This is a genomic window from Nodularia chucula CCY0103 (genome assembly GCF_963923915.1).
GTDB classification, from domain to species: domain Bacteria; phylum Cyanobacteriota; class Cyanobacteriia; order Cyanobacteriales; family Nostocaceae; genus Nodularia; species Nodularia chucula.
Genome location: NZ_CAWUOL010000037.1, coordinates 31,943 through 43,056, shown reverse-complemented (window position 1 = coordinate 43,056; position 11,114 = coordinate 31,943). Strand labels below are relative to the sequence as shown.

12 protein-coding genes and 1 pseudogene are annotated in these 11,114 nt (G+C 39.1%); 5 read left to right on the top strand and 8 right to left on the bottom strand.

The window, feature by feature from the left end; translation table 11 throughout:
- Nucleotides 1–11: 11 nt before the first annotated feature.
- Together ACM0OP_RS12410 and ACM0OP_RS12405 are read right to left on the bottom strand one after the other, a co-directional pair.
- Entirely contained in the window at nt 12–599 is a 588-nt protein-coding gene (locus tag ACM0OP_RS12410; RefSeq protein WP_414528713.1) for an ABC transporter transmembrane domain-containing protein, read from the bottom strand.
- A 137-nt stretch (nt 600–736) separates the two neighbouring features.
- Nucleotides 737–1,045, bottom strand: a pseudogene (locus ACM0OP_RS12405) (hypothetical protein); the annotation flags it as partial.
- A 170-nt stretch (nt 1,046–1,215) separates the two neighbouring features.
- On the opposite strand from ACM0OP_RS12405, the gene ACM0OP_RS12400 reads away from it, so the two are divergent.
- From ACM0OP_RS12400 to ACM0OP_RS12385, 4 genes are all read left to right on the top strand, one after another.
- A complete protein-coding gene (locus ACM0OP_RS12400) occupies nt 1,216–1,983 on the top strand; it encodes an LmeA family phospholipid-binding protein (RefSeq protein WP_414528712.1) in 768 nt (255 codons plus the stop codon).
- 119 nt (nt 1,984–2,102) lie between these two features.
- Nucleotides 2,103–3,797, top strand: a complete 1,695-nt coding sequence (gene crtO, locus ACM0OP_RS12395) for a beta-carotene ketolase CrtO (protein WP_414528718.1) — start codon at nt 2,103–2,105, stop codon at nt 3,795–3,797.
- 900 nt (nt 3,798–4,697) lie between these two features.
- Nucleotides 4,698–4,976, top strand: coding sequence for a photosystem I reaction center subunit PsaK (gene psaK, locus ACM0OP_RS12390; RefSeq protein ID WP_414528717.1), 279 nt, complete (start codon nt 4,698–4,700; stop codon nt 4,974–4,976).
- A 172-nt stretch (nt 4,977–5,148) separates the two neighbouring features.
- Nucleotides 5,149–6,345 (top strand): site-2 protease family protein, encoded by a 1,197-nt coding sequence (locus ACM0OP_RS12385; RefSeq protein WP_414528711.1) that lies wholly within the window; start codon nt 5,149–5,151, stop codon nt 6,343–6,345.
- 49 nt (nt 6,346–6,394) lie between these two features.
- On the opposite strand, the gene ACM0OP_RS12380 is transcribed toward ACM0OP_RS12385, so the two are convergent.
- From ACM0OP_RS12380 to ACM0OP_RS12360, 5 genes are all read right to left on the bottom strand, one after another.
- Nucleotides 6,395–6,610: a hypothetical protein gene (locus ACM0OP_RS12380; protein ID WP_414528710.1), complete on the bottom strand. Its 216-nt coding sequence runs from the start codon at nt 6,608–6,610 to the stop codon at nt 6,395–6,397.
- 32 nt (nt 6,611–6,642) lie between these two features.
- Nucleotides 6,643–6,963, bottom strand: coding sequence for a helix-turn-helix transcriptional regulator (locus ACM0OP_RS12375; RefSeq protein ID WP_414528709.1), 321 nt, complete (start codon nt 6,961–6,963; stop codon nt 6,643–6,645).
- A 17-nt stretch (nt 6,964–6,980) separates the two neighbouring features.
- On the bottom strand, nt 6,981–7,337 hold the full coding sequence (locus ACM0OP_RS12370) for a type II toxin-antitoxin system RelE/ParE family toxin (protein ID WP_414528708.1): 357 nt from the start codon (nt 7,335–7,337) through the stop codon (nt 6,981–6,983).
- Between the two features lie 319 nt (nt 7,338–7,656).
- Nucleotides 7,657–8,382 (bottom strand): lipoate--protein ligase family protein, encoded by a 726-nt coding sequence (locus ACM0OP_RS12365; protein WP_414528716.1) that lies wholly within the window; start codon nt 8,380–8,382, stop codon nt 7,657–7,659.
- A 51-nt stretch (nt 8,383–8,433) separates the two neighbouring features.
- Nucleotides 8,434–8,901 (bottom strand): YbjN domain-containing protein, encoded by a 468-nt coding sequence (locus ACM0OP_RS12360; protein WP_414528707.1) that lies wholly within the window; start codon nt 8,899–8,901, stop codon nt 8,434–8,436.
- Nucleotides 8,902–9,095: 194 nt separating this feature from the next.
- Between ACM0OP_RS12360 and ACM0OP_RS12355 the strand changes: the two genes are divergently transcribed.
- Nucleotides 9,096–10,172 carry an aromatic ring-hydroxylating dioxygenase subunit alpha gene (locus ACM0OP_RS12355; RefSeq protein ID WP_414528706.1) on the top strand — a complete coding sequence of 359 codons (1,077 nt, stop codon included), beginning with the start codon at nt 9,096–9,098 and terminating at the stop codon, nt 10,170–10,172.
- 352 nt (nt 10,173–10,524) lie between these two features.
- On the opposite strand, the gene ACM0OP_RS12350 is transcribed toward ACM0OP_RS12355, so the two are convergent.
- On the bottom strand, nt 10,525–11,100 hold the full coding sequence (locus tag ACM0OP_RS12350) for a Uma2 family endonuclease (RefSeq protein ID WP_414528705.1): 576 nt from the start codon (nt 11,098–11,100) through the stop codon (nt 10,525–10,527).
- Nucleotides 11,101–11,114 lie beyond the last annotated feature (14 nt).

Below are 11,114 nucleotides of genomic sequence, written 5' to 3'. Positions count from 1 at the left end.
TCAATCCTCTCCTAGAATCCCACTGTCAATAGGGTTTGAGACGCGCTAACCCTGATTGCTAACCAAGCAACATTAGGGGCGATGAAAAGAAATGAACCACTAACAGCTACAATCGTTGTCATGATTTGCAAAATGTGAGCAGCCAGATAAGCAAGAAATTTTTCTAGCTGGTTGATATCATCATTCAATATCGATAATAGAGTACCTGTAGAGCGTTCTTCAAAATAGCTCAATTCTAGTAATTGCAAATGATTATAACCATCAACACGTAACTGATGCTGAATACTGTGGGCTAGGTTGAGCCACAGGCGATCGTAAATAAATTCAGATAATGATTCTAAAGTCCGTGTCAGTAAAGTTAATAATGATAGAACTACCAACTGTGCAATAATATTACTAATTCCCCATTGGGCAATGATAGAATTTTCTGGGTCTACCACTACATCCACCGCTACCCCAATCAGATAAAATCTGCCAATGACGAAAACTCTTTCTACTATGGTAAAAGTTACAGCAGTCCATATTTGCCAACGGTAGTTTTTAGCGTAGTGTAATAACCGCAGCAGTGGATGTTGTTTAGTGAATGGTAAAGAGGTCATTGTGATTAAGTTAAAACAGCTATAGAAATCCTACTTGAATCTTACTCAGTATACTGAGAAGTCAAGCTTCTAGGCAGCTTGATTGTTCAAAAATCAAATATTAGTCCTATAGCTTGGGTTGTTCGCGTTAGCGTTGCTCAATCCCCGAACAGATTATCCTCGAAGGTATGAGTAGGCACATATCCAGATTGTACGTTCCACAAACTTGTATAAATTCCATTACCTCATGCTTACCCTGCTCGACAATTTGACCTTGTTCCATCACATATATGCAATGACTGTGGCGAATTGTGGAAAGACGATGTGCAATGGCTATAGTCGTGCGATTTTGGGTAATGATAGCTAACTAAAGATTTCTGAATAGCTGCTTCGGTTTCATTATCCACCGCAGAGGTTGCCTCATGCAAAATCAAAATAGGTGGATCTTTGAGAATAGATAGCAGGATACCCGTGCTGCGGTCTTCAAAGTAAGCAAGTTCTAGTTCTTGTAAGTCGTTGTAAGTATCAACTTCATCATCGGAACTACTCATATTTGTATATTTCTGGCTGTAGATAACATTTTTACCATCCAAAGTTTAAAGTAACCAATATGTAGAAATAATCAGAGGCAAATTTTATGGAAAATAGCAAAAATATTGAAGGAAAAATTGCATCATATCAAGCTGAAAAAACAGTATCAGAAAGGATAGAAGCAGCCGAAGAAATTGATATAGATATAGAAACTGATGTTGTGAAAATCCTTCAGGGACAAGCAGAAAAGGTTTCCGTTTCAGGTAAAGGAATAGTGCTAAAAGAAAATATCCGTGTCCAGGAAATCCAACTGCAAACAGATAATATTACTATAAATCCTTTCCGAGCGATTTTCGGTCAAATTGAACTCAATCAGCCAGTAAATACCGTTGCGCGTGTAGTCCTCACCAAAACAGATATTAACCTCGCCTGCACCTCAGATTTAATTCGTAGCTTGGTAGAAAAAATTACGTTAAATGTAGATGGCCAAATAATTAGTTTTGCACCGCAAAATATCAATATATTTTTACCTGGAGACGGCAAAATCGGTTGTAATGCCACAGGGTTACTCAAGTCAGAGAAAAATACACATCTTTTAGGTGTGACGGTGACTTGTCGTCCCCGGAATAATTCCCATCCCATCTTGTTAGAAAGTGTGACTTGTACTGAAGGAGAAGGAATTTCTGTAGAACTAATATTAGCATTCATGCAGAAAATTAAAGAACTAGCTAATCTCCCCTTTTTGAAGTGGGAAGATACAGCATTTAGGATTATAGATATGGAGGTTGAATCGGAGAAAATTATACTAATGATTGAAGCAAATGTGCAGCCAATCTCCGAATCACAAATTGAGTTTATCAATCAGCTTCAGTAGTCATAGAGGATTAGTGTAGAATTAATTATTTACGAGAACCTGAGATTCGGTAAGAATTTTCGGGGATGACAATTTATAATAATAGTCTAAACTCTAGAGATCAAAGTGTAGCTAAAAATATGCACGAGTATGATGTTGTTATTATTGGCGCAGGACATAATGGGTTGGTTTGTGCAGCTTATTTACTGAAGGCTGGTTACAGTGTGTTGCTACTAGAAAAGCGTTCAGTTCCCGGTGGTGCAGCGACGACAGAAGAATGTATACCGCAAGAAGCACCGGGATTTAAATTTAATTTGTGTGCAATTGACCATGAATTTATTCATTTAGGGCCAGTTGTGGCAGAATTGGAATTAGAAAAATATGGTTTAGAATATTTAGACTGTGACCCGGTTGTTTTTTGCCCACATCCTGATGGTAAGTATTTCTTAGCGCACAAATCAGTGGAAAAAACCTGTGCAGAAATTGCTCGTTATAATGAGCGAGATGCTAAAAAATATGCGGAGTTTATAGATTACTGGCAAAGGGCAATTAATGCAATGGTTCCTATGTTTAATGCTCCACCTAAATCAGTTATAGATATTTTTGGTAATTACAATATTCAAAAATTTAAAGATTTATTTTCTGTAGTTGGTTCGCCATCTAAAACCTTAGATTTCATTCGCACTATGCTGAACAGTGCTGAGGATATTTTAGAGGAATGGTTTGATGAGGAATTTTTAAAGGCCCCACTTTCCCGACTGGCTTCCGAACTGGGTGCGCCTCCTTCCCAAAAAAACTTAGCTATTGGTGTGATGATGATGGCTATGCGTCACAACCCCGGTATGACTAGACCCCGTGGGGGAACTGGGGCTTTAGTCCAGGCTTTAGTTAATTTAGTTACTAGTAAGGGAGGAAAAATTCTCACCGACCAACAGGTAGAGAAAGTCTTAATTGACGACAGGAAGGCTGTGGGTGTCAGGGTTGGGGGTGGTCAGGAATATCGGGCTAAATACGGGGTAATTTCCAATATTGATGCTAAACGTCTATTTTTACAACTTATAGATCCCTGTGAAGTTGATCAAGTTGATGGTGATTTACGCGAGAGGTTAGAACGTCGTATCATTAATAACAATGAAACTATTCTGAAAATCGACTTAGCTTTAGACGAACCTCTACATTTTCCCTATCATGACCACAAGGATGATTATCTCACAGGCTCGATTTTAATTGCCGATTCAATGGCTCATGTGGAACAGGCTCACAGTAAATGTACCTTGGGAGAGATTCCTGATAGTAACCCTTCTATGTATGCGGTTATGCCTAGCGCCCTTGATCCTACATTAGCACCACCCGGTAAACATACGTTATGGATTGAGTTTTTTGCTCCTTATCAAATAGCGGGTGCTGAGGGTACTGGTTTAAAAGGTACTGGTTGGACGGATGAATTAAAAAATCAAGTTGCAGACAAAGTAATTGATAAATTGGCTAATTATGCCCCAAATGTGAAGAATGCAACTATTGCCCGTCGTGTGGAAAGTCCAGCCGAATTAGGGGAAAGGTTAGGTAGTTATAAGGGAAATTACTATCATATTGATATGACGTTAGACCAAATGGTATTTTTCCGACCTTTGCCAGAGTTAGCTAATTATAAAACACCAATTGATAATTTATTTTTGACTGGGGCTGGGACTCACCCCGGTGGGTCAATTTCCGGAATGCCAGGACGTAATTGTGCGCGGGTATTTTTGCAAGCGAAACATCCTTTGGCGCAAAGTTTAAAAGATGCACGGGATTCTTTTAAATCTAGTTTTATTTCTGTATTTGGTATTGGTTAAAAAGATTTGGCTGCTAGATCTATATATCAGAAGTTATAAACTTCGGGAAAATAACTCTTACTTAAGTCTTCAATAAAACACTATCGTAGGATGAGGTTTTTATGGGCTAAAGTGCTGAAAATGGGAATGTAGCAACTTCTTGTATAGCAATTCCCATTTAAGGGATATGGGAGCGGTAATAATTGAACGCGGATGGACGCAGATAAACGCAGATAATTTTGGATTTGATTAGACTATTAGACTAGAAAATGCTATGTGGGGTATCATTTTTACCTATGTTTACTGTTGGAGATTATGTGATCAATAAAGAAACAGGACATTTCGGAAAGGTTATTGGTTATGGGCAGATATTAATTAATCATTTACCATCTGTAACTTTACAGGTTTTTGTGAGGGAAACTAGAAATTGTCAAAGGTATGAATTGATTATAGAGGATGAGATTTCAAGCTGGAGTCTCTGGTGTGTTCCTGCTAGTTGATACATCCTGAATCTATGCTAAATAGAGCTAATTTTTATGGTGAAAGATATTATTTTCTGTCTTAAGGAAGTAACTTTATATTATATTTCCAAAAAATCTACTACACCCCAAGATGCGACAGATTGCTTTGTTAATCCTCCCTGTGGTTGCGCTAATCCAGGCAAGGAACTGAAGTGTGAGGACTGTAATTATTTGGAGTCTTGTTTGTCTCACTTTAAACTGGGTCACAAACCAATGCTATAGGATAGTTAAATAAATCTCTCTTTGTTAAGGATATTTAATTTATTTTGTCATCACTTGGACGGAAGAGTGAGAGATTAACCTAACCTTTGAGAGAGGATTTACTCACTTCAATAGGCGGACTATTTACATGGCTGATAAATCACAGCTATATCCGTTTGTTAATGCAGGAGTAAAAACCATGATTTCATCAATGTTATTGGTAGTCCAGATGACTGTTCCCAATACTAATACTACAGGGAATTGGACTCAGATGGCAATTATTATTGGTAGTTGTCTATTATGCTTGTTGATTATTCCGCGTATAATTAACTATCCTCATGTTGGGCAAAAAATGCCTTTACCTTTTCCGGCAATATTTAATAATCCTAGTGTGGCTTCTTTCTTGGCGGCGATGAGTGCTGGTCATCTGATTGGTGTTGGCGCAGTCTTGGGATTGACAAATCTGGGAATAATTTGACGGTGGAAATCCTCACCCTCAGTTATTAGTCCTGGGGGTAGGTTATATGTCAAAATATAGTAAGGAAGGGGCTTGAAACTCTTTGATAAAATTGGCAATTGTAAATTTTATTAATAATGAATGTACATTTTGAGGATTAATTACCGAAAATATCTAGTTGTGGGAAAATATAATGCAAACAAATTGGCGAATCGGATCTTTATTTGGCATTCCTCTATTTTTAGACCCGTTGTGGTTTGTAATTTTAGGGTTAGCTACGCTTAATTTTGGCATGGCTTACCAGGAATGGGGTTCTGCTGTGGGTTGGAGTGCGGGGATGGTGATGGCGCTGCTGCTGTTTGCTTCGGTGTTGTTACACGAGTTGGGTCACAGTTTGGTGGCGCGATCGCAAGGGATTAAAGTTAATTCTATTACTCTATTTCTGTTTGGCGGTGTGGCGGCCATTGAAGAGGAATCGAAAACACCAGGAAAAGCGTTTCAAGTGGCGATCGCGGGGCCTCTAGTCAGTATTGCCCTATTTTTGCTATTTAGCCTCGCTACTAATGTTACACCTGAATCTAGCCCAATTACAGCAATGGTCGCAGATTTGGCGAGAATTAATTTAGTTGTTGCCCTATTTAACTTAATTCCCGGCTTACCTCTGGATGGGGGACAGGTGCTAAAAGCCGCACTATGGAAAATTACCGGAAATCGCTTTCAGGCTGTACACTGGGCTGCGAGGGCTGGGCAAATTTTAGGTTATGGTGCGATCGCATTAGGATTTGCTGTAGACTTTTTCACCAGAGAGTTAATTACTGGTTTATGGATTGCTTTAATTGGTTGGTTTGCTGTGCGTAATGCTAACAGTTATGACCGCATGACCACATTACAAGAAACTTTACTGCAAATAACAGCCAGTGACACCATGACTCGTGATTTTCGAGTAGTGGATGCTGACCAAACTTTAAGAAATTTTGCTGACTCCTTCCTCTTAGATATTAACGCCCCCAGTGTCTACTTTGCCGTTTCTGATGGTCGTTATCGGGGTATGGTAGCCATTGACGATTTACGCTTAGTAGAAAGAAGTGAATGGGAAAACCGCACTCTTCAAAGTATTGTCCATCCCTTAACAGAAATTCCCTCTGTATTAGAATCCACTGTATTAGCCGAAGTGATCAATAAACTAGAAAATGAGCAATTACCGCGAATTACTGTACTTTCCCCTGCGGGTACAGTAGCGGGTGTCATTGATAGGGGCGATATTGTGCGGGAATTAGCCCAAAAGTTAAATTTACCGATTACCGATGAAGCAATTAAGCAAATTAAAGAAGAAGGTAGTTACCCCCCAGGGTTGCAGTTAGGAAGTATTGCCAAATCAACCACAAATTAATAAAGTTTGTAGTGAGGACTTTAGTCCTCCGGAATCACCAATGATTTTGTTAACTTTCCCCGGTGAAAAACTGGCTTAAGGTTGCAGGTAAGTTTGTAACTTCTTCTATCAGGTCTTGGGGACTAAAGCCAAAGATATTCAAAATGATCACAATTACCAAAATTGCGATCGCACTACTCAGAAATGTCTTTAATAGTTTTAAAGCAGCTTTAAAGATAATCCATGCAACTATTAAGGCAGCAATTAAAATGATTATGTTTGGCATCAGTAAGTTAAGTCTCGATAAATCTAAATTTTTTAGCTTTGGATAGAAGAGATTGCTATTGCTACATCCTCACGAGTTCCCCCGACTGCTAAAATGGTCTTTACTATTAAGTCTAGAGAAACTGAAGGATCTCCCGCTTCCATCTTAGCTACCCGCGATTGACTGGAATTAATTTTCTTAGCCAAATTCGCCTGAGAAAGCTGGTTTTTTAAACGCAGTTCCTTCAAATATCTACTTAATGATAGCTTCATTTCTATAAAAGCTACTTCTTCAGGTAAAAGTTCTAGAAAGTCAGCCGCATCTCCGACAGACCAACCAGATGCTTCCAAACGTTGACGCTTTGCTATATCCATATATGTTCTTCAATAAATTAACTCTCCTGAGAAATGTCGTCATAAAGTTTCAATCTTCTTTGGCAATTTTCAATTACACGCTTGGGTGTTTTCTGAGTAGTCTTTTGAAACACATCTGCAATGACAATTGCATCTGAATCAATTCTGTAAATAATTCGCCACTGTTTCTCAGCATCATTATCATTAATCCGCAATTCATGGCAGTGAACACCAATATTTGGCATTGGTCGAGATATTGGCAGTGAAAGAATTTCTCCTTCTTGTAATTGCCTTAACAAAAACCCTGCTTCAAGTCGTCCTGATGCTGAAAATGGTGGAGTCTTTACCTCACCACGGAGCCAAACAATAACTTTGCTTTGATTTTGAAACTTCATAGAGTATTATTTTCTTTTGATTTTGATTAGGCATCTGTTTTTTCTTCCTTGGTGGTGGTTGTTATGTCAAATCTGACATAAAAGTACTATAGCAGCAATATGATGGCAAAGCCATAAAAAGAAACTCAAGTTGCGTGACGCTGATTCAGAGATTGTTTGAAAAGTCTAATTTATTACAGCCCTGGCGACTAGAAGTCGCGGCTATACAAACAAAGTCCGCCTACGCGGACTAACGAAAAAACAAGGGTTTTGAACCCACGTAGGTGGGTTTCGCCTGTGTAGCCGTGACTTCCAGTCGCCAGGTGCAAGATATGAGTATTCAGACTATTGTGAGAATTTCCTTCCACTCAGACTGGGAGAGGGGTCGTACTTCTATACGCATCGCAAAACAATCACAAGCTGCTGTGATTAAAGTGGCAATTATCTTGTCTAAACTCAAATTTGGCGCAATTTCCATACTGGTAGAAGATGCTGCACCAAATACTTGAGTAAACAACTCTACATCTGGCTGTAGACGCATAGAACCATGTTGTAAAATCACCTCACCCCGTCGCAGTTGGGCGCTACCTATGAATTTACTTCCATCTGGTAAGACTAAATCTGCACTGGTAGCTGTGCCAAAACAATTAGGGTTGTGAATATAGCCACGCCCAGCTTCACCGTAGCTTAATTCTACCCCCAGCGATCGCCATCCTTGAATTAAAAACTCACAAATCTTTTCATATATCTGAAAACGGCTACCAGGTATACCAGAAGTAATCACAGCATAAGTTAAATCACCTTGATGCAATACCGCCCTACCTCCAGTGGGACGACTCACCAAATCTAATTTCTGTCCCCGCCAAATCAAATTTCTCCACAATTCCGGGTATTGGCGTTGGTGATAACCAAGAGAAATAGCAGGTGGCGACCAAGTATAAAATCGCAGAGTTGGGGGGTGGTTTCCAGATTTATGCTGTTCTAACAACCATCTGTCAATGGCCATCTGCACATCACCAGCAGCTTCTAATAAAGGAATTAGTCGCCAAACCTGCTTACCATCAATGTTTTCAATTGGATTCAAGACTAATATTTACAAGGGGACAAGCAATACAGTTTAAGCAGCACCATACTGAGATTGTAAAACTTCATCGTTCTCATCAGCAATTGTAGCCACAATGGTAACAAGCCGTGAGACTTCTGCCGGTGACAAATCTTCTAGAGTACGGGTTGATATCACCACTACCCGATTATCAATAATACCAAAACGGGCTTCTAAGGTGCTAGAACAGTTCATTTCCAAAATATGACGCATCAAATTCAGTTCATCTTTAGCTGGTAAGTTTAGCACCGTTGACCAAATCGTGATCGTATCTTCATCAGAAGTACCAGTAAGTTGGATAAAAACTTCTACAGTCCCATACTTAAATTTCCACAGATAACTATTCTCTGAATTGTGGCTCACCATAGCGCTATCATCTTGTTCTAGGGATGAGATGACATTTTCTATGACTTCCACATGGTTAACACTCACTGTATTGCCATTGAGTTCATTGCTGGATAGGGTTTCTTGGTAGTTTGTCATACAGATTTTTCCTCAATTTCGTGAACGTCTTATCTACCCATACTTTATCGCTTGTGGGCAAAGTTCGTTGTCGGTGCTTCGCAGAATATTTTAACCCAGGCGATCGCAGTTATAAATATTACATTTTCTTTAGACAAAAAATACCTGTAAAATATCTCTTACTGCACCTTCAATATTTCAGGATATTTGATAGTATGTCCTCCTTATCTCCCACTGTCCAAAGTCGTGATGTGCGTCAATTAGGCATAAACCCCAATCATTGGTATGTAGTCGCACGTAGCAGTGAAGTAAGCAATAAACCGATAAATGTAGTATGCTGGCAGCAGACGATGGCGCAAGCGCCCGCCGCAGGCATCGCCCTATATCGAGACAGTACAGGTAAAATTCACGCCTTAGAAGACCGTTGTCCCCATCGCCAAGTCAAACTCAGTCACGGACAAGTAATTGGTAACGAATTAGAATGTGCATATCACGGTTGGCGCTTCAATTCTACCGGAGAATGTGCGGCGGTTCCTTATCTCGCAGAAAATCAGAAATTACCCAACTGTCAGCTTCGCCATTACCCAGTTAAAGAACAAGATGGATTTATTTGGTTATTTCCCGGAAATACCAAACCAACTGTAGAACCGATGGGTTTACCAGAATGGGAACATCTTAATTATATTGCCACAGTTTCAGTGATTAATACCCAAGCCCATTACTCATATTTAATTGAGAATTTAATGGATATGTATCATGGACATTTACATGAAGACTTGCAAGCATGGGCAGAAGCATCATTACAAGATATTGAAGAAAATGAGCATCGTGTAGATGCTCATTATATCGCCCAAAGTTATTACAAAATCGACAAAATTTGGTCAATATCCCAGTTATTTTTTCCCGCACTGAGAAAATTACATCCTGAACCCTTAGATGTGAGTTATATTTATCCCCATTGGGTATCTACCTTGGGCAAAGATTTTAAAATTTATTGTTTATTGTGTCCCATCAGTGCAACCGAAACCAAAGCCTATTTAATCCATTTTACATCATTAAATGCCTTTTGGCGCTTACATAAACTACCTATATGGTTTCGCCGCTTTATTAAAAATAGTTTATTTGGTGCAGCGCAAAAATTACTTGATGGTTTAGTAGTTCAAGATGTGAAAATGATAGAAGAAGAACAACAAGCCTATTTACAGAATCCCCAAAGGCGCAATTTTGAATTAAATCGAGCCTTAGTCAGTGTACAACGTTTAATCCAGAGTCAAGTAGAACGATTGGGTTAATTGTTCATGAAATTATGGAAGCAAAACCATTGAAAAAATCTAGGTAAAGAAAGGCTGGAAACTGTGAAAATGAGGATGTTTTAAAAGTTTTGGGCGAATATAATTCGCTACTACACAAACGAAGTCCGCCTGCGCGGACTAACGAGAAACTAAGGATTTTCAACCCACGTAGGGGGGTTTTGTCTGTGTAGCCGCGACTTTTAGTCGCCAGGGCTAGTAACGCTTTGGTGCCGTACTCTCCTCGCTAACACACTTAGATACTGCGATGGTTTCTGCACTTGTAACTGGAATTAAGAATTGGGATTACTGTGAAATAAATAAATTTTGTATATGAAAGCGAAACAGCCGAAAACTAAGGTATTAAACCAGCACGGTTAAAGATAGTATGGGGAGTAATTGCTAATTCTGGTAATAGTTCATGGCTAATCACTTGATTATCTCGAAATGTCACAGGCAGAGAAGAAGCTGTAAACAGAGTGATGGTTTGAGATATTGTATCTACTATCCACACCAGAGAAATTCCAGCTTGAAGATAATAAGTAGCTTTTTCAATCATGTCTCCAAAAGTTTGACCAGGAGAAATAATTTCGATAACTAATTCTGGGATAACAGGACAAGCTTCATCTTTAAGCCAGTCAGCAGGAAGACGGTTATAGGAAATGTAGGTTAAATCAGGTACAGGTAGCCAATTTTCTTGATTTCTTGTTAAATTTATCCCCCATTCCACCACAACACGACCTTTTGCTTCCGCCCATGTGGATAATAGTATAAATAATGCTCCTGTGGTTGCACCATGAAAAAACTTAGGAGACATTTGCTCATTTTTATATTTAGGTATAGCTTCACCGTTAACAAACTCATAAGGAAGTTCACTTTCGGGAAGTGCAAGAAATTCTTTGAGAGTGAGTTTGGTTTTTAGTTGAGTCATGGTTAATTTTAGTG

Bases quoted from the DNA above. Each gene is read 5' to 3' on its own strand.
- ACM0OP_RS12410 (WP_414528713.1), bottom strand. From the start codon at position 599: ATGACCTCTTTACCATTCACTAAACAACATCCACTGCTGCGGTTATTA.
- ACM0OP_RS12400 (WP_414528712.1), top strand. From the start codon at position 1,216: ATGGAAAATAGCAAAAATATTGAAGGAAAAATTGCATCATATCAAGCT.
- crtO (WP_414528718.1), top strand. From the start codon at position 2,103: ATGCACGAGTATGATGTTGTTATTATTGGCGCAGGACATAATGGGTTG.
- psaK (WP_414528717.1), top strand. From the start codon at position 4,698: ATGATTTCATCAATGTTATTGGTAGTCCAGATGACTGTTCCCAATACT.
- ACM0OP_RS12385 (WP_414528711.1), top strand. From the start codon at position 5,149: ATGCAAACAAATTGGCGAATCGGATCTTTATTTGGCATTCCTCTATTT.
- ACM0OP_RS12380 (WP_414528710.1), bottom strand. From the start codon at position 6,610: ATGCCAAACATAATCATTTTAATTGCTGCCTTAATAGTTGCATGGATT.
- ACM0OP_RS12375 (WP_414528709.1), bottom strand. From the start codon at position 6,963: ATGGATATAGCAAAGCGTCAACGTTTGGAAGCATCTGGTTGGTCTGTC.
- ACM0OP_RS12370 (WP_414528708.1), bottom strand. From the start codon at position 7,337: ATGAAGTTTCAAAATCAAAGCAAAGTTATTGTTTGGCTCCGTGGTGAG.
- ACM0OP_RS12360 (WP_414528707.1), bottom strand. From the start codon at position 8,901: ATGACAAACTACCAAGAAACCCTATCCAGCAATGAACTCAATGGCAAT.
- ACM0OP_RS12355 (WP_414528706.1), top strand. From the start codon at position 9,096: ATGTCCTCCTTATCTCCCACTGTCCAAAGTCGTGATGTGCGTCAATTA.
- ACM0OP_RS12350 (WP_414528705.1), bottom strand. From the start codon at position 11,100: ATGACTCAACTAAAAACCAAACTCACTCTCAAAGAATTTCTTGCACTT.